This window comes from Streptomyces sp. NPDC002643 (assembly GCF_053592555.1).
Genome location: NZ_JBSFVY010000031.1, coordinates 11204 through 27034, shown reverse-complemented (window position 1 = coordinate 27034; position 15831 = coordinate 11204). Strand labels below are relative to the sequence as shown.

Sequence of the window (15831 nt, the reverse complement as noted above, 5' to 3'; positions counted from 1 at the left end):
CGCCGTGCTGAGATCACCTCATGACCGACCTGCGTATACGGGCCGCGACGCCCGACGACCTCGATGCCGTGCTCGCCTTCTGGAAGGCGGCCGCCGAGGGCACGAGCATCAGTGACGACCGCGACGGGGTGGAACGGCTGGTGGCACGCGACCCCGACTCCCTGATCCTCGCCGAACTGGACGGCGACCTGGTGGGCACGGTGATCGCCGGTTTCGACGGCTGGCGGTGCCATCTGTACCGGCTCGCGGTGGCCCCGGAGCGGCGGCGCCAGGGCATCGGCTCGGCGCTGCTGGCCGCCGCCGAGGAGCGGTTCGTACGGCTCGGGGGCCGGCGTGCCGACGCGATGGTGCTCGTGCGGAACGAGACCGCCCATCACGCGTGGAGCGCGGCGGGGTACGGGCCGGAGGAGAAGTGGCGGCGGTGGGTGAAGCCGCTCGGGGAATGACCGGCGGGAGGCTCCAAGGAGCGGGCGAAGAGGGTGACCGTAGGCACCCGACTCCGCACTTTGCCCGTCCTTTACCATGGGTGGACCACTCAGCTTCTACGGAAAGGTTGTGAGCGTCCGCCCATGGGCGAGCCTCCCAGTACCCGACCCGGTACCTCACGCGTCCGAGCCGGTGCACGACATCGCGCGATCCTCCCGCCCCTGCCCGACCATGGGACGGAGGTGACCCGATGACCGAAGTGCTCCTCCTTCTGGTGGCACTGCTGCTCTCGCTGGCCTGTGGCGCCTTCGTGGCGGCCGAGTTCTCCCTGACCACGGTCGAGCGCGGCGAGTTGGAGCGGGCGGCGGAGCGCGGTGAGCGAGGGGCCGTCGGCGCCCTCAGGGCCGTACGGAATCTGACGTTCCAGCTCTCCGGCGCCCAGCTCGGCATCACCGTCACCAACCTGGTCGTCGGTATGCTCGCCGAGCCGTCCATCGCCAAGCTGATCGCGGGCCCGCTGGAGTCCATCGGGGTCTCCGCGTCCGCGGCGAGTTCGGTGGCGCTGGTCATCGGTACGGCCCTGTCGACCGTCGTGCTGATGGTCGTCGGCGAGCTGGTCCCGAAGAACTGGGCGATCTCCACGCCGCTGCCGGTGGCGAAGCGGGTGGCCAATCCGCAGCGCTGGTTCAGCGCCGCGTTCCGCCCCTTCATCACCCATCTCAACAACACCGCCAACCGGCTCGTCCGCCTCTTCGGCATCGAGCCCGCCGAGGAGCTTGCGTCCGCGCGCGGCCCCCAGGAGCTGGCGGCCCTCGCCCGGCACTCGGCCAAGGAGGGCGCGCTGGAGGCGGACACCGCGGAGCTGTTCGTCCGCACGCTCAACCTGGCCGATCTCACCGCGGAGAACGTGATGACCCCCCGCGTCCAGGTCATCGCCCTCGACGCCCAGGCGACCTGCGAGGACGTGGCGAACGCGACCCGGGCCACCGGCCTGTCCCGCTTCCCCGTCTACCGCGAAAGCCTCGACTCGGTGATCGGCACCGCGCACATCAAGGACATCCTCGCCGTCCCGGCCGAGCGCCGGCTGCACACCTCCGTCGCCGAGCTGCTGCGCGAGCCTCTCCTCGTCCCCGAGACCCTGACCGTCGACCGCCTCCTGGACCGGCTCTCGGGCAAGCGCACCATGGCCGTCGTCATCGACGAGTACGGCGGGACCGCCGGGGTGGTGACGCTGGAGGACATCGTCGAGGAGGTCGTCGGCGAGGTCCGCGACGAGCACGACCCGCACGAGACACCCGACCTGGCCCCCGTCGGCACCGACGACGACGGCCGCGCCCTGTACTCGGCCGACGGCTCGGCCCGCACCGACCAGCTCGCGCGCGTGGGCCTGAAGGCGCCCGAGGGACCGTACGAGACGCTCGCGGGCCTGGTCGCCACCGAGCTGGGCCGCATACCGGCCGTCGGCGACACCGTCGAGGTCACCGGTTGGCGCCTCGACGTCGTGGACGCCACCGGGCGCCGCGCGGCGCGGGTGCTGCTGCACGCGCCGGTGGTCCCGTCCGACGAGGAGGAGACGCGATGACCGCCGTCCAACTGCTGATCGGTTTCGCGACGCTGGTCGTCAACGCGTTCTTCGTGGGCGCCGAGTTCGCGCTGATCTCGGTACGCCGCAGCCAGATCGAGCCGTATGCCGAGCAGGGCGACCGGCGGGCGCGCAGTGTGCTGTGGGGGCTGGAGCACGTGTCGGCGCTGATGGCCGCCGCACAGCTCGGGATCACGCTGTGCACCCTGGTCCTCGGTGTGGTCGCGGAGCCGGCGATCGAGCATCTGCTGGAACCGGTGTTCCACGCCCTCGGCGTGCCGGAGAGCGCCGGGCACGCGGTGTCCTTCGTGATCGCGCTGGCCCTGGCCACCTATCTGCACATGCTGCTCGGCGAGATGGTGCCGAAGAACATCGCGCTCGCCGAGCCGGTGCGCAGCGCGCTGCTGCTGGGCCCGCCGCTGGTCACGCTGTCGCGGGCGCTGCGCCCGGTGATCTTCGCGATCAACGCCTTCGCGAACGGACTGCTGAAGCTGATGCGGATCGAGACCAAGAACGAGGTCGCGGCGACGTTCTCGGACGCCGAACTCGCCCGGATCGTCCGTGACTCCAGCGAAGCCGGGCTCATCGACGACCGCGCCCAGGAGCGGCTGCACGACGCCCTGGAGCTGGGCCGCAGGCCCGTCCGCGATGTCGTCCTCCCGCTGGAACGCGTCGTCTACGCGCGCGTGGGCGTCACCCCCGAGGAGTTGGAGGGGCTGTCGGCCGAGTCCGGGTTCTCGCGCTTCCCCGTGGTGGACGAGGGGCGCCGGATCGTGGGCTACCTCCATGTGAAGGACGCCCTCGACGCGGCCCCGCGCGACGTGGCCTTCGCCGTCCGCGACATGCGCTCCATCGCACGGGTACGGGAGGCGACGCCGCTGGACGACGTCCTCACCGCGATGCGCCGCAGCCGTACGCATCTGGCGGCGGTCCAGGGCTCGGACGGCCGACTGGCCGGGATCGTGACCATGGAGGACGTACTGAGGGAACTGTTCGGACAGCCTGCCATCTGAGCACGGCCGGGTCGGGCGAGACCGGGACTCGGGCAAGGCCGAGGACTCGGGCAAGGCCGGGACGTGGGCGAGGCCGGGACTTGGGCGAGGCCCGGGGGGGAAGCAGGTCGGCGAGGCCGGGGGGCGTGCCGCTCTTGGCTCCGACCGGGTGGGCACGCCGGGCAGGGCCTTGGCTCTGACCGGGGTGGGCATGCTTGGCAGGGCGCGGGGCCCACGCCGCTCTGGCTCGGGCCGGGTGAACAAGCCGGGCAAAGCCCCGGGAGCCGCGCCGCTCTCGGCTCCCGGCCGGGCAGGGCACGGGACCCACACCACTCTCACTCAGGCCGGGTGAACAAGCCGGGCAAGACCCCGGGAACCCACGCCGCTCCCGACTCCGGCCAAGCAGGGCACGCCGGGCAAGACCCAGGACCCACACCACCCTGACTCAGGCCGGGTGAACAAGCCGGGCAAAGCCCCGGGAGCCGCGCCGCTCTCGGCTCCGGCCCGGGTGGGGCACGCCGGTTGAGGTCCGGGGCGCATCCCGCTCTCGGCCTCCGTCCCGGACTTGGCCCTGGGCCAAGTCCGGCCGGACGCGGAGGCCGACCGACCGGCGGGTATGTGCACGGGATAGCATCGCTGTCGCCATGCAGACGAATGCCAACCACCCCAACCACCCCAGCGCGCCCAGCGCCCCCGGCACCCCGCCCGCCAGTCCGCCGTACGCCAGCCTGGTCGCGGTCGGTGACTCCTTCACCGAGGGCATGTCGGACCGGCTGCCCGACGGTTCGTACCGGGGCTGGGCCGATCTCCTCGCGGGCCGGATGGCCGCGGCGAAGCCAGGCTTCCGGTACGCCAACCTCGCGGTACGGGGCAAGCTGATCGGCCAGATCGTCGAGGAGCAGGTGGACGTGGCCGCCGCGATGCGCCCGGACGTGATCACCCTGGTCGGCGGTCTCAACGACACCCTGCGCCCCAAGTGCGACATGGGCCGGGTGCGCGGTCTGCTGGAGGCGGCGGTGGAGCGGCTGGCCCCGGCCTGCGAGCAACTCGTCCTGATGCGCAGCCCCGGCCGCCAGGGCCCTGTCCTGGAACGCTTCCGGCCGCGCATGGAGGAGCTGTTCGGGTGCGTCGAGGAGCTGGCCGCCCGGCACGGCGCCGTCGTCGTCGACCTGTACGGGGCACCCTCGCTGGCCGACCCCCGCCTGTGGGACGTGGACCGGCTGCATCTGACCCCCGAGGGACACCGCCGGGTCGCCGAGGGGGTGTGGCAGACCCTCGGCTATCCGGCCGAGGACGCCGAGTGGCGTACGCCGATGCCCGCGACGCCGCCGCCCGCGTGGGCCGCGCGCCAGGTGGAGCATGTGCGCTTCGCCCGCCAGTACCTGCTGCCGTGGATCGGCCGCCGCCTCACCGGCCGCTCGTCCGGCGACGGCCTGCCGGCCAAGCGGCCCGAGTTGCTGCCCTACGAAGGGCCAGTAGCGTAGGGAACCGTCGCGACGGGAGGCGTGTGTGACGACCACCGTGATCAACCTCAAGGGCCGGATCGGCGAGTTCGGCCCCTCCCTGGAGTACGCCCCCAGCGATGTGGTCTACATCGGCCGCCGCTGGACCATGGGCCACTGGGACCTGCCCCAGCACCCGCTCTACAACCCGTTCCAGTACGACACCCCGAAGAAGAAGCGGGACGGGACACGGGCCGAGGTCATGGAGAAGTACCGCGAGTACCTGATGGCCGACCCCGAGCTGCTCGCCCTGGTACCGGAGCTACGGGGCAAGACCCTGGCCTGCTGGTGCGCCCCCGAACTGTGCCACGGGGACATCCTGGCGGAGATCGCCGACGGGTCGGACAGGCCCTCGTAGGTTCCTCCGAAGAGGCCCGCTGCGCTCACCTGCACGAATCGCCAGTAGAATTTCGTCACGTGACTTCTGCGCCAGCCAAGCCCCGTATCCCCAACGTCCTCGCCGGACGGTACGCCTCCGCCGAGCTCGCCACGCTCTGGTCGCCCGAGCAGAAGGTGAGGCTGGAGCGGCAGCTCTGGCTGGCCGTGCTGCGGGCCCAGAAGGACCTCGGGATCGAGGTGCCGGACGAGGCCCTCGCCGACTACGAGCGGGTGCTGGACACCGTCGACCTGGCGTCCATCGCCGAGCGCGAGAAGGTCACGCGGCATGACGTGAAGGCGCGGATCGAGGAGTTCAACGACCTCGCCGGGCACGAGCACGTCCACAAGGGCATGACCTCGCGCGACCTCACCGAGAACGTCGAGCAGCTGCAGATCCGGCTGTCGCTGGAGCTGATGCGGGACCGTACGGTGGCCGTGCTCGCACGGCTGGGCAAGCTGGCTGGTGAGTACGGCGAGCTGGTCATGGCCGGCCGCTCGCACAACGTGGCCGCGCAGGCCACCACCCTCGGCAAGCGGTTCGCGACCGCCGCCGACGAACTGCTGGTGGCGTACGGCCGGGTCGAGGAGCTGCTCGGCCGCTATCCGCTGCGCGGCATCAAGGGCCCGGTCGGCACCGCGCAGGACATGCTCGACCTGCTCGGCGGGGACTCGGCCAAGCTGGCGGAGCTGGAGGACCGGATCGCCGGGCACCTCGGTTTCTCGCAGGCGTTCACCTCGGTCGGCCAGGTGTACCCGCGTTCGCTGGACTACGAGGTCGTGACCGCCCTGGTGCAGTTGGCGGCGGCACCCTCGTCGCTGGCCAAGACGATCCGGCTGATGGCGGGGCACGAGCTGGTGACCGAAGGCTTCAAGCCCGGCCAGGTCGGCTCCTCCGCGATGCCGCACAAGATGAACACGCGGTCGTGCGAGCGCGTCAACGGCCTCATGGTCATCCTGCGCGGCTACGCCTCGATGACCGGCGAGCTGGCCGGCGACCAGTGGAACGAGGGCGATGTGTCCTGCTCGGTGGTCCGCCGCGTGGCGCTCCCCGACGCGTTCTTCGCCCTCGACGGTCTGCTGGAGACGTTCCTGACCGTCCTCGACGAGTTCGGCGCGTTCCCGGCGGTCGTCGCACGGGAGCTGGACCGCTATCTGCCCTTCCTCGCCACCACCAAGGTGCTGATGGGCGCGGTGCGCGCGGGGGTCGGCCGCGAGGTCGCCCATGAGGCGATCAAGGAGAACGCGGTCGCGTCGGCGCTGGCGATGCGCGAGCAGGGTGCCGAGCGCAACGAACTGCTCGACAAGCTCGCCGCCGACGAGCGCATTCCGCTGGACCGGGACGGGCTGGACGCGTTGATGGCCGACAAGCTGTCCTTCACCGGTGCGGCCGCAGCCCAGGTCGGTGTCGTCGTGGGGCGTGTCGAGGAGATCGTCAAGCAGCGTCCCGAGGCCGCCGGTTACGCCCCCGGAGCGATCCTCTGACGCGCCGCGGCACACGATGACACGCCTCACCCAGGCGGAGCTGGAGGCCGCCCGCGACCGACTCGTCCCGGACGTGGTCGCGGACGGCCTCCGTGTGCTCTTCTGCGGCATCAACCCGGGGTTGATGACGGCCGCCACCGGCCACCACTTCGCCCGCCCCGGCAACCGCTTCTGGCCCGTACTCCATCTGTCCGGCTTCACACCCCGGCTGTTCAAGCCGTCGGAGCAGGGCGAGTTGACGTCGTACGGGCTCGGCATCACCAACGTCGTCGCCCGGGCCACGGCACGCGCCGACGAGCTGACGGCGGACGAGTACGTCGAGGGCGGGCGTCTGCTGACCGCCAAGGTCGAGCGGCTTCGGCCGCGTTGGCTGGCGGTCGTGGGCGTGACCGCGTACCGGGCCGCGTTCGGGGACCGCAAGGCCGTGATCGGGCCGCAGGAGCGGGTGATCGGCGACTCGCGCGTGTGGGTGCTGCCGAACCCCAGCGGGCTCAACGCGCACTGGACCGCCGCCACGATGGCGGAGGAGTTCGGGCGGCTGCGGGCGGCGGCCGAGGGCTGACCCCGTCGGGGCCCGGCGGCACGCCCGGTGCGCATGGCGATCAGCCGTCGGAGCGGCGGGAGCCCTTCAAGGGTGCGGGCATCCGGCTCAGGACGACACCCGTCTCAGGGCGGGTCGATCTCCGTTATCAACGCGACGAGTTGGAACGGCAGCTCCTTGTCCCACTGGGAGACACCGAGGGCTATCCAGCGGCCGTCGACCTGCCAGAGGTGCACATCCGGGACGTGCGAGCTGAGGACGACCCACGGCTCCGGTATGTCCTCGCCCTCCATGGAGCGCTCCTGGACGCTCCAGAGGCTGATGACGTGCGGGGGTCCCCAGCGGTCCCCGAGCCGCTCCGAGAGCGCGTCCCGCTCCGCCTCGTACTGTTCCTCGGTCTCCTCCCGCCGAGTGCCGTCGTCCTCCCAGAAGTCGTCGCTCGTCTGTAACTCCGCGACGTGATACCCGGGTCCGGCCGTGCCGACGTCGGACCGGCCGGGCTCCGCCGGGAAGTCCTCGGAGCACAGCCGGTCGATGACGGCGAGATGCTGGGTGATGCTCATGGGTCCAGTAGAACAGGCACCACTGACAATTGGCGCCGCGTCAGCGGACGGCCGGGACCGGCACGGGAGTCATGCGTCCCGGCGCCGTACGCTCCACGCCCCCGTCCCGAGGGCCGCCGCAGCCCACAGGGCCGTCACCGCCAGGCCGGTCCAGGGGCCGAGCGCGCTGTCGGAGGTCGTGTGGAGGATCACCTGGCCCGCCTTGTCGGGCAGGAAGTCGGCGACGGTGCCGGACGCGTCGCCCACGACGAAGGACACGATGAGCAGGAACGGGATGAGGATGCTCAGGGTGGCCACGCCGCTGCGCAGCAGGGCGGTCAGGCCGGCCGCGAGCAGCGCCATCAGCGACAGGTAGACGGCACAGCCGAGGACCGCGCGGAGGCTGTCGGCGGTGGTGAGCTCGCCCATCTCGTCCCCCAGGACCGCACTGCCCACGGCGAGGCTCGCCAGCCCCGTGATCAGGCCGACGGCCAGTGCGGGTACGCCGATCGCGATCGCCTTGGCCGTGAACCACCGGCCCCGCTCCGGCACCGCGGCCAGCGTGAGTCGGAGGGCGCCGCCCTGGAACTCGGACGACAGGGCCGTCGTACCGAAGGCGACCGCCGCGACCTGACCGAAGTTGACGCCGAAGAACGCCGCGTACAACGGGTCGAAGTCGGTGCCGTCGGAGTCGAGTCCGGCGAGCGCGGAGAAGGCGGCGGTGACGAGGACCATCGCCACGAGGGCCCAGATCATCGACCGCAGCGTACGGATCTTGATCCACTCGGAGTGGAGAACGGGTGCGAACGCCATGGTCACGCCTCCTGGGGCTGTGCGGTGGTGACGGAGGTGGGGGCCACCGCCGTGAACTCGGCCTCGGTGGCCGTCAGGTCGAGGTAGGCCTGCTCCAAGGTGGCCTCCTCTGCGGCGAGTTCCAGGATCGTCAGGCCCGCGCCGGAGACGAGGCGGCCGATGTCCTCCACGCGCGTGTGGTGCACGATCACCGTGCTGGCGTCCTCAAGGTGCCCGGTCCCGCGCTCTCCCAGGTCGGCGCGGTGGCCGTGCCGGGCGAGGAGTTCGGTGAGCGCCTCGGGTTCGGTGGTGCGTACCCGTACGCGGGGCTGTACACGCGCGTGGATGAACTCCCCCATGGGGGTGTCGGCGAGGAGGCGGCCCCGGCCGAGGACGATCAGATGGTCGGCGAAGGAGGCCGTCTCGTTCATGAGGTGGCTGGAGACCAGGACGGTCCTGCCCTCCCGGGCGAGCCGACGCAGCAGCTCGCGTATCCAGATGATCCCTTCGGGATCGAGACCGTTGGAGGGTTCGTCGAGCAGGACGACGGGCGGGTCGCCGAGCAGGGCCGCCGCGATACCGAGCCTCTGCCGCATGCCCAGGGAGTACGTCTTCACCCGGCGTCGGGCGACCGTCGTCAACCCGGTCTCCTCAAGGACCTCGTCCACGCGGGCGGGCGCGATGCGGTTGCTGGCGGCGAGGGCCCGCAGATGGTCGCGGGCGGTACGGGAGCCGTGCGCGGCCTGGGCGTCGAGGAGCGCACCCACCTGGCGGAGCGGTTCGTCGAGGGCGGTGTAGGCGTGGCCGCCGATCGTGGCGGTGCCGGAGGTCGGCCGGTCGAGGCCGAGGACGAGCCGCATGGTGGTGGACTTTCCGGCGCCGTTGGGGCCGAGGAACCCGGTGACACGGCCGGGTTCCACGCGGAAGGTGAGGTGGTCCACGGCGCGGGTGGTGCCGTACTCCTTGGTGAGGTCTCGTACGTCGATGCTGGTCATGGGCCCAGCCTGGCCGTCAGGTCGGTGCCCGGGCCTCCCCCGCCGGTGGAGAGCGTCTCCCCCGCCCGGGGGAGGCCCGTTGTCAGTGGTGGCTGGCACGATGACCGAATGGCCCGCCTCCTGCGCCCGTTGATCCGGGGAAAGACGTACACACGCCTGGTGCACCTTTGGGTGCCCGTGCTCCCCATCGGCGTGTGGGCGTTCATCAGGCCCGACGGATTGTGGATGCCCGCGTTGTTCCTGATCCCGCTGGGGCTGATCCCGGCCGTGCGGCGGGGCGAGGGCGTACAGGCGCGGGTGCTGCTGACACCCGACGAGGCGGAGGAGGAGTCGGGGTTCTCCGTGGCGTCGTCGGCCACGTGGGGCGACCGGTTCCGCACGGTGCTGTGGCTGGAGATCCGGATGGCCCTCGGATGGCTGGCCGGCTTCTGTACCGTCTGGCTGCCGATCGCCGCGTACGACCTGATCACGGTCGCGCTCGGGCACCCGCTCACGGAGAACCTGTATCTGACCGTCACCGAGCCGCACTGGGCGTACGCCTTCCTGGTGCCGCTCCCGCTCGTCGTGATGTACGCCGTTGTGATCGGTCTCGGTGAGCTGGCCACCGTGATCGCCCGTCGTCTCCTCGGTCCCTCGGCGGCCGAACGGCTGGCGGCGTTGGAGGAGCGCACCGAGCAACTGCTCGAACGCAATCGCATCGCGCGGGAGTTGCACGACTCCATAGGGCACGCGTTGACCGTGGCGGTGGTGCAGGCGGGCGCGGCGCGGGCGGCGGGCGACCCGGAGTTCACCGAGCGGGCGCTGACCGCCATCGAGGAGACCGGCCGGACCGCCCTGGAGGACCTGGAGCGGGTGCTGGGCGTACTCAGGGAGTCCGGGCGGCCCGTGAGCGGTCGGCCCACACTGGTCGACGCCGACCGGTTGCTGGAGTCCGCGCGCGGCTCCGGCGCGAAGGTCGACGCCGAGTTGTCGGGGCCCCTGGAGACCGTGCCCGGCCCGGTGTCCCGCGAGGGCTACCGCATCCTGCAGGAGTCCCTGACGAATGTGCTCAGACACGCGGGCGGAGTCCCCGTCCAGGTCCGGGTCGCGGTCACGGACGGCAGCCTGGACCTTGAGGTCCGCAACCCCGTGCCGACCGGGATACCCGGGCCCGGCCGGGGCAGCGGCCTGCGCGGCATACGCGAGCGCGCGGCCCTGCTGGGCGGCCGGGCGGAGACGGGCCCGGACCGGGGCGACTGGCGGGTACGCGTGGAACTGCCGTTGGGCTGACCGGCGTCAGGCCCTCCTGCGCCGACCGGCGTCAGGCCGCCCTGCTGACCGGCGTACGGCCGGGCCTGTGCCGACCGGCGTTCGGCCGGCCGGTGTCGACCGGCGTCCGGTCGGCCCGTCGGGCGCCGGTCACGTCGCCGTCGCGCTGATCTACGCTGATCGAATGCCGCCGATCACCGTTCTGCTTGTCGACGACGAACCTCTCGTACGGGCCGGTCTGCGGGCCGTGTTGGAGGCCCAGCCGGACATCGAGGTGGTCGGGGAGGCGGCGGACGGGGCCGCGGTGATCCCGCTGGTGCGGCAGCTGCGGCCGAGCGTCGTCGCCATGGACGTACGGATGCCGCTGCTGGACGGGATCGAGGCGACGCGGGCGGTGCTGCGGACCGTGCCGGAGCCGCCGAAGATCCTCGTGGTGACGACGTTCGAGAACGACGAGTACGTGTACGAGGCGCTGCGCGCGGGCGCCGACGGGTTTCTGCTGAAGCGGGCCCGCCCGGCCGAGATCGTGCACGCGGTGCGGCTGGTCGCCGAGGGCGAGTCGCTGCTGTTCCCGGCCTCGGTACGGCAGTTGGCCGCCGAGTACGGCGAAGCGGGCGGCGGCAACCGGGCGGCGCGGGCGGCGATGGAGCGGGCCGCGCTGACCGAGCGCGAGGCCGAGGTGCTGCGGCTGATGGCCCGGGGGCTGTCGAACGCGGAGATCGCCGCCCGGCTGATCGTCGGCACCGAGACGGTGAAGTCCCACGTCAGCGCCGTACTGGCGAAGCTCGGGGCGCGGGACCGCACCCAGGCGGTGATCGCGGCGTACGAGTCGGGCTTCGTGGCGCCCGGCTGAGCCGGGTCGAGCGCGGTCGCCGTGGCTGTGATCGTCGCAGGTCGGGCGGGACAGGCACTCGCCGGGAACCGCACCGACGAGTACGATCCGCCCAACATGGGCGCAAGCTGGGAGGACGGACGTTGGGGCGGCTGACCGGCGGAGATCCCTCTCTGCTCCGAAGAATCAACTCGGCGGTGGTGCTGCACGCGCTGCGGGCCACGGACCATGCGACGCTCACCGAGATCACCAGGGTCACCGGGCTGTCCCGGCCCACGGTCGAGGGTGTCGTCGACGGGCTGGTCGGGGCCGGGCTGGTGGTGGAGCAGGCCGCGGACGAGAGTGTCGCCCGGCGGCAGGGGCGGCCCGCGCGGCGCTACCGGTTCCGGGCCGAGGCGGGCCATCTGCTGGGCGTGGACGTGGGTTCGCACCGGGTGAGCGCGCTGCTCTCGGACCTCGACGGGCGGGTGATGGGCTCGCTGTCCAAGGATCTCTCCGAGTCCGCGTCGGCGGAGGAACGGCTGGAGCGGCTGCGCTCGACCGTGACCGAACTGCTGCGCAGGTCCGGGGTCTCCCGTGACTCGCTGCGCGCGGTCGGTGTGGGCAGCCCCGGCATCGTCGAGGCCGACGGCACCGTACGGCTGTGCGCGGCCCTGCCGGAGTGGACCGGCCTCAACCTGGGCGAGCGGCTGTACCGCTCCTTCAAGTGCCCGGTCCTGGTCGAGAACGACGCCAACACCGCCGCCGTCGCCGAGCACTGGAAGGGCGCGGCCACCGAGTCGGACGACGTGGTGTTCGTACTGGCGGGGCTCAGCCCGGGTGCGGGTTCGCTGATCGGCGGGCGGCTGCACCGGGGCTACGGAGGGGCGGCCGGGGAGATCGGCGCACTCCATCTGCTGGGCCGCGAGGCGACCCCTGAGGCGCTGTTGTCGACCACGGGTGAGCCCCTGCATCCGCTCGACGAGCAGGCGGTCGCCGAGGTCTTCAAGCACGCGCGGGAGGGCGACGAGGGGGCCCGGGCGGCGGTGAACCGCTTCATACAGCGACTGGTCCACGATGTGGCCGCCCTCGTCCTCGCCCTCGACCCCGAACTCGTCGTCGTGGGCGGCTGGGCGGCCGGCATCGACGATGTGCTCGAACCCCTGCGCGAGGAACTGGCCCGCTACTGTCTGCGCCCGCCCCGGGTGGCCCTGTCCCTGCTGGGCGAGGCGGCCGTCGCGATGGGTGCGCTGCGGTTGGCCCTCGACCATGTCGAGGAGGAGCTGTTCGCGGTGGACGGCACGTGAGCGCTCCGCTATGGGCGCAGTGTTGGGTAGTTGTTCGTCTGCGGCGCCGTCGTGGCTGGTCGCGCCCGCGCGGCGGTAGCCGCATATCCACACTGCCCCGCGCCCCTTGTGGGGCGCGGGGGTGCGGCTTCAGAAGTGGCGGTCTCGACCGACGCGGTCGGCGTCGTCAGGACGCGCGGCGCTCCGGGCCGTGGTGGATCTCCACGCCGCCCGTGTCGCCGAAGGTCAGGCGGCACGTGTCAGCACGGTAGGTGGCCAGGGAGACGGCGGCCGTGCGGCCCTCGGCGAAGAAGCGGGTGGTGACGACCAGGACGGGTGCGCCGGGGAGCCGGTCGAGTTCCTTGGCGTCGTCCGCGCGGGCCGAGCCCAGCTCCACCGAGCGGTCCTGGCCCTCCAGCTCCAGACGGTGCAGCTCGCGCAGCACGGCACGCGCGCGTGCCGCGCCGGACGGCGCGTCGATGCCGGAGAGCGCGGGCACCGAGCGGGCCGGGACGTAGAGCAGTTCCGCGGCGACGGGCTGGCCGTGGGACATACGGGAGCGGCGCACGATGTGCACCTGTTCGCCGTGCAGGCTCTCCAGGATGTCGGCGACCTGGGCGGGCGGCGCCGCCTGCGCGCAGTCCACGGCCTGCCAGGCGTCCCCGATGGCGCCCGGCCATGCCTGCTGCTCGCCACCGACCGCGACGCCCACGCGGGGCGGGGCCACCGTCGTACCGACACCGCGCCGGCGCTGCAGCCTGCCCTCCAGCTCCAGCTGCTCCAGCGCCTGGCGGAGCGTGGCCCGGGCGACACCGAAACGGGCCGCGAGATCACGCTCGTTGGGCAGGATCTCCCCCACCGAGAACTCGGAGTCCAATGCCTCGGTGAGCACGGTCTTCAGATGCCAGTACTTCGGTTCCGGCACCGTTTCAAGCTGCTGGGTCCCCACCCTGTCCTCCGCTGCTTCGCCGTGGCCCGGCGGCGTTTTTAGCGCCCTTGTTTATTAAAGGTTGTTGCACTTTCTTGCGACCATAGGCGGGCCCCCACCCTTGGTCAAGACCAATCCAGGGGGCCGGACGTCATTCGCGGGGGCTCGCGCTCCCTCACCCGGCGGCCGGGAGCCGCCGGGTGACCGGCCGCGTCTAGTCGTCGAGCGACAGGGCCGCCAGTTTCTCCGGGTTGCGCATGATGTAGACGCACTGGACACGGCCGTCGGCGACGTCGAGCTGGAACACGCTGTCGACCTTTCCGGCGGACAGCAGCACCAACGAGAAGGCACCGTTGATCTCCATGTGGCGGACGGAGACGTCCAGGAGGCCCTTGGCGGCGACGCCGTGCAGGAAACGACCGACCTTGTCGGCGGTTTCGAGGACGCGCACCGGAGCCTTGCCCACACCACCGGCGTCGCCGACCAGACGCGCGTCGGGGGCCAGCAGCGACATCAGCCCTTCGAGATCGCCGCCCGCCGCGGCGGCGAGGAACCGCTCGGTCAACTCGCGCTGCTCGGTGGGGTCGACCTCGTAGCGGGGCCTGCGCTCGTCGACGTGTTTGCGGGCCCGCCCGGCCAGTTGACGGACCGCGGGCTCGGCGCGGTCGAGCATGGCGGCGATCTCGGCGTATGGGTATCCGAAGGCCTCGCGGAGCACGAACACCGCGCGCTCCAGGGGCGAGAGTGCCTCCAGGACGACGAGGACGGCGAGCGAGACGGTGTCGGTGAGCACGGCCCGCTCGGCGGTGTCCGGGACGGTGCCCACATAGTCGGTGACGTACGGCTCGGGCAGCCACGGGCCGGGATACGCCTCGTTGCGCGACCGCACCTGGCGCAGCCGGTCGATGGCGAGCCGGGTGGTGACGCGGACCAGGTATCCGCGTGGTTCGCGCACGGCGGCCCGGTCGGTGCCGGACCAGCGCAGCCAGGCCTCCTGCACCACGTCCTCGGCGTCGGCCACCCGGCCGAGCATGCGGTAGGCCACTCCCATGAGGACGGGGCGGTGTTCTTCGAAGACGTCGGTCGCGGTGTCAGTGGTCACGGTCTCATCCCATCCCGACGGGTACGGCGGTGTCCAGGAGCACCGGACGGCCCGCGGCTGCCCGCGGCGGCCCGCCATACGGGTGCCCCCGGCGACACGCGGACGCTTGTCACCCCCAAGGGCTACCCGCCAGTAGGAGTTGCTGACAAGCTGTCTACGAAAGCCGTATGCCACACCGGCCGTATGCCACACCGCGCGCCCGCCCTCGGCGACGAGGGCCCACAGACGAGGAGTTGCACCATGTCCGCCACGGTCTCCTTCAAGGTTCCCTCCCCGGTCGGCCCGCGGACCGTGACCGTCTCCTACGCGCGCGAGGGCACCGGCGAACCGCTGCTCCTGCTCCACGGCATCGGCCATCACCGGCAGGCCTGGGACCCGGTCACCCATCTCATGACGGGCGAGCGCGAGGTCATCACCGTGGACCTGCCCGGCTTCGGCGAGTCCCCCGGACTGCCCGCCGGGCTGCCCTACGACCTGCCCACGACGACGGCCGTGTTCGGGGCGTTCTGCGAGGCGCTGGACCTGGACCGCCCGCATGTGGCGGGCAACTCCCTCGGCGGGCTGCTCGCCCTGGAGTTGGGCCGCGAGAAGCTCGTACGGTCGGTGACGGCCCTGTCCCCGGCCGGGTTCTGGAACGAGGCCGAGCGGCGCTACGCCTTCGGTGTGCTGCTCGCCATGCGGCACATCTCGCGACGGCTGCCGCTGCCGCTGGTCGAGCAGTTGTCCAGGTCGGCGGCCGGGCGCACGATGCTGACGAGCACCATCTACGCCCGTCCCGGCCGCCGTTCGCCCGAGGCGGTGGTCGCGGAGACGCTGGCGCTCGCGCGGGCGACCGGGTTCGACGAGACTCTGCGGGCCGGTGGCAGCGTCCAGTTCTCCGACGACATCCCCGGCCTCCCCGTCACCGTGGCCTGGGGCACCCGGGACTGGCTCCTCGTCCGCCGCCAGGGCGTCCGCGCCAAGCAGATCATCCCCGGCGCCCGTCTGGTCCGCCTTCCCGGCTGCGGCCACTGCCCGATGAACGACGACCCCGCCCTCGTGGCCCGCGTCATCCTCGACGGCAGCCGCTGATCGCAGGCCGGCCGACGCCTGGGCCGGTGGGCCACAGGCGGGCCGGAAGGCCGCCGGTGGGCCGGAAGGCCGCCGGTGGGCCGGAAGGCCGCCGGTGGGCCGGAAGGCCGCCGGTGGGCCGGAAGGCCGCCGGTGGGCCGGAAGGCCGCCGGT

Annotated in this window: 16 protein-coding genes; 11 read left to right on the top strand and 5 right to left on the bottom strand. The window is 72.2% G+C overall.

Features of this window, described 5'->3' with window-relative positions:
- Positions 1 to 20 precede the first annotated feature (20 nt).
- The 7 genes from ACWD4G_RS35245 (at position 21) to mug (ending at position 6924) form a co-directional block, all read left to right on the top strand.
- Positions 21 to 446 carry a GNAT family N-acetyltransferase gene (locus tag ACWD4G_RS35245; protein WP_451300855.1) on the top strand — a complete coding sequence of 142 codons (426 nt, stop codon included), beginning with the start codon at positions 21 to 23 and terminating at the stop codon, positions 444 to 446.
- A 230-nt stretch (positions 447 to 676) separates the two neighbouring features.
- Positions 677 to 2008, top strand: coding sequence for a hemolysin family protein (locus tag ACWD4G_RS35240; protein ID WP_451300853.1), 1332 nt, complete (start codon positions 677 to 679; stop codon positions 2006 to 2008).
- On the top strand, positions 2005 to 3021 hold the full coding sequence (locus tag ACWD4G_RS35235; protein WP_451300851.1) for a hemolysin family protein: 1017 nt from the start codon (positions 2005 to 2007) through the stop codon (positions 3019 to 3021). Before ACWD4G_RS35240 ends, ACWD4G_RS35235 begins: the two co-directional genes overlap by 4 nt.
- Before the next feature lie 623 nt (positions 3022 to 3644).
- Positions 3645 to 4484 carry an SGNH/GDSL hydrolase family protein gene (locus tag ACWD4G_RS35230; RefSeq protein ID WP_451300849.1) on the top strand — a complete coding sequence of 280 codons (840 nt, stop codon included), beginning with the start codon at positions 3645 to 3647 and terminating at the stop codon, positions 4482 to 4484.
- Between the two features lie 25 nt (positions 4485 to 4509).
- A complete protein-coding gene (locus ACWD4G_RS35225) occupies positions 4510 to 4860 on the top strand; it encodes a DUF4326 domain-containing protein (RefSeq protein ID WP_451300847.1) in 351 nt (116 codons plus the stop codon).
- A 59-nt stretch (positions 4861 to 4919) separates the two neighbouring features.
- A complete protein-coding gene (gene purB / locus ACWD4G_RS35220; protein ID WP_451300845.1) occupies positions 4920 to 6362 on the top strand; it encodes an adenylosuccinate lyase in 1443 nt (480 codons plus the stop codon).
- Positions 6363 to 6378: 16 nt separating this feature from the next.
- Positions 6379 to 6924 (top strand): G/U mismatch-specific DNA glycosylase, encoded by a 546-nt coding sequence (mug, locus tag ACWD4G_RS35215; RefSeq protein ID WP_451300843.1) that lies wholly within the window; start codon positions 6379 to 6381, stop codon positions 6922 to 6924.
- A 104-nt stretch (positions 6925 to 7028) separates the two neighbouring features.
- Here the strand turns inward: mug and ACWD4G_RS35210 are convergent, their stop codons facing one another.
- From ACWD4G_RS35210 to ACWD4G_RS35200, 3 genes are all read right to left on the bottom strand, one after another.
- Positions 7029 to 7466 (bottom strand): hypothetical protein, encoded by a 438-nt coding sequence (locus ACWD4G_RS35210; protein ID WP_451300841.1) that lies wholly within the window; start codon positions 7464 to 7466, stop codon positions 7029 to 7031.
- Positions 7467 to 7535: 69 nt separating this feature from the next.
- The gene (locus ACWD4G_RS35205; protein ID WP_451300839.1) at positions 7536 to 8258 is read right to left on the bottom strand and encodes an ABC transporter permease; all 723 of its coding nucleotides are present in this window, start codon (positions 8256 to 8258) and stop codon (positions 7536 to 7538) included.
- 2 nt (positions 8259 to 8260) lie between these two features.
- Positions 8261 to 9232 carry an ABC transporter ATP-binding protein gene (locus tag ACWD4G_RS35200; RefSeq protein WP_451300837.1) on the bottom strand — a complete coding sequence of 324 codons (972 nt, stop codon included), beginning with the start codon at positions 9230 to 9232 and terminating at the stop codon, positions 8261 to 8263.
- A gap of 108 nt (positions 9233 to 9340) precedes the next feature.
- On the opposite strand from ACWD4G_RS35200, the gene ACWD4G_RS35195 reads away from it, so the two are divergent.
- The 3 genes from ACWD4G_RS35195 to ACWD4G_RS35185 all read left to right on the top strand — a co-directional run bounded on the left by ACWD4G_RS35195 (position 9341) and on the right by ACWD4G_RS35185 (position 12598).
- Positions 9341 to 10501, top strand: a complete 1161-nt coding sequence (locus ACWD4G_RS35195; RefSeq protein WP_451300835.1) for a sensor histidine kinase — start codon at positions 9341 to 9343, stop codon at positions 10499 to 10501.
- A 163-nt stretch (positions 10502 to 10664) separates the two neighbouring features.
- Positions 10665 to 11333: a response regulator transcription factor gene (locus tag ACWD4G_RS35190; RefSeq protein WP_451300833.1), complete on the top strand. Its 669-nt coding sequence runs from the start codon at positions 10665 to 10667 to the stop codon at positions 11331 to 11333.
- Positions 11334 to 11455: 122 nt separating this feature from the next.
- Positions 11456 to 12598: an ROK family protein gene (locus tag ACWD4G_RS35185; protein ID WP_451300831.1), complete on the top strand. Its 1143-nt coding sequence runs from the start codon at positions 11456 to 11458 to the stop codon at positions 12596 to 12598.
- A gap of 166 nt (positions 12599 to 12764) precedes the next feature.
- On the opposite strand, the gene ACWD4G_RS35180 is transcribed toward ACWD4G_RS35185, so the two are convergent.
- Both ACWD4G_RS35180 and ACWD4G_RS35175 read right to left on the bottom strand, forming a co-directional pair.
- Positions 12765 to 13526 carry a GntR family transcriptional regulator gene (locus ACWD4G_RS35180; RefSeq protein WP_451300829.1) on the bottom strand — a complete coding sequence of 254 codons (762 nt, stop codon included), beginning with the start codon at positions 13524 to 13526 and terminating at the stop codon, positions 12765 to 12767.
- Positions 13527 to 13719: 193 nt separating this feature from the next.
- Positions 13720 to 14607, bottom strand: coding sequence for an RNA polymerase sigma-70 factor (locus ACWD4G_RS35175; RefSeq protein ID WP_451300827.1), 888 nt, complete (start codon positions 14605 to 14607; stop codon positions 13720 to 13722).
- Positions 14608 to 14847: 240 nt separating this feature from the next.
- On the opposite strand from ACWD4G_RS35175, the gene ACWD4G_RS35170 reads away from it, so the two are divergent.
- Positions 14848 to 15678 (top strand): alpha/beta fold hydrolase, encoded by an 831-nt coding sequence (locus tag ACWD4G_RS35170; RefSeq protein ID WP_451300825.1) that lies wholly within the window; start codon positions 14848 to 14850, stop codon positions 15676 to 15678.
- The last annotated feature ends 153 nt before the right edge of the window (positions 15679 to 15831 follow it).

Bases quoted from the DNA above. Each gene is read 5' to 3' on its own strand.
- ACWD4G_RS35235 (WP_451300851.1), top strand. From the start codon at position 2,005: ATGACCGCCGTCCAACTGCTGATCGGTTTCGCGACGCTGGTCGTCAAC.
- ACWD4G_RS35230 (WP_451300849.1), top strand. From the start codon at position 3,645: ATGCAGACGAATGCCAACCACCCCAACCACCCCAGCGCGCCCAGCGCC.
- ACWD4G_RS35210 (WP_451300841.1), bottom strand. From the start codon at position 7,466: ATGAGCATCACCCAGCATCTCGCCGTCATCGACCGGCTGTGCTCCGAG.
- ACWD4G_RS35205 (WP_451300839.1), bottom strand. From the start codon at position 8,258: ATGGCGTTCGCACCCGTTCTCCACTCCGAGTGGATCAAGATCCGTACG.
- ACWD4G_RS35170 (WP_451300825.1), top strand. From the start codon at position 14,848: ATGTCCGCCACGGTCTCCTTCAAGGTTCCCTCCCCGGTCGGCCCGCGG.
- mug (WP_451300843.1), top strand. From the start codon at position 6,379: ATGACACGCCTCACCCAGGCGGAGCTGGAGGCCGCCCGCGACCGACTC.
- ACWD4G_RS35240 (WP_451300853.1), top strand. From the start codon at position 677: ATGACCGAAGTGCTCCTCCTTCTGGTGGCACTGCTGCTCTCGCTGGCC.
- ACWD4G_RS35200 (WP_451300837.1), bottom strand. From the start codon at position 9,232: ATGACCAGCATCGACGTACGAGACCTCACCAAGGAGTACGGCACCACC.
- ACWD4G_RS35190 (WP_451300833.1), top strand. From the start codon at position 10,665: ATGCCGCCGATCACCGTTCTGCTTGTCGACGACGAACCTCTCGTACGG.
- ACWD4G_RS35245 (WP_451300855.1), top strand. From the start codon at position 21: ATGACCGACCTGCGTATACGGGCCGCGACGCCCGACGACCTCGATGCC.
- ACWD4G_RS35195 (WP_451300835.1), top strand. From the start codon at position 9,341: ATGGCCCGCCTCCTGCGCCCGTTGATCCGGGGAAAGACGTACACACGC.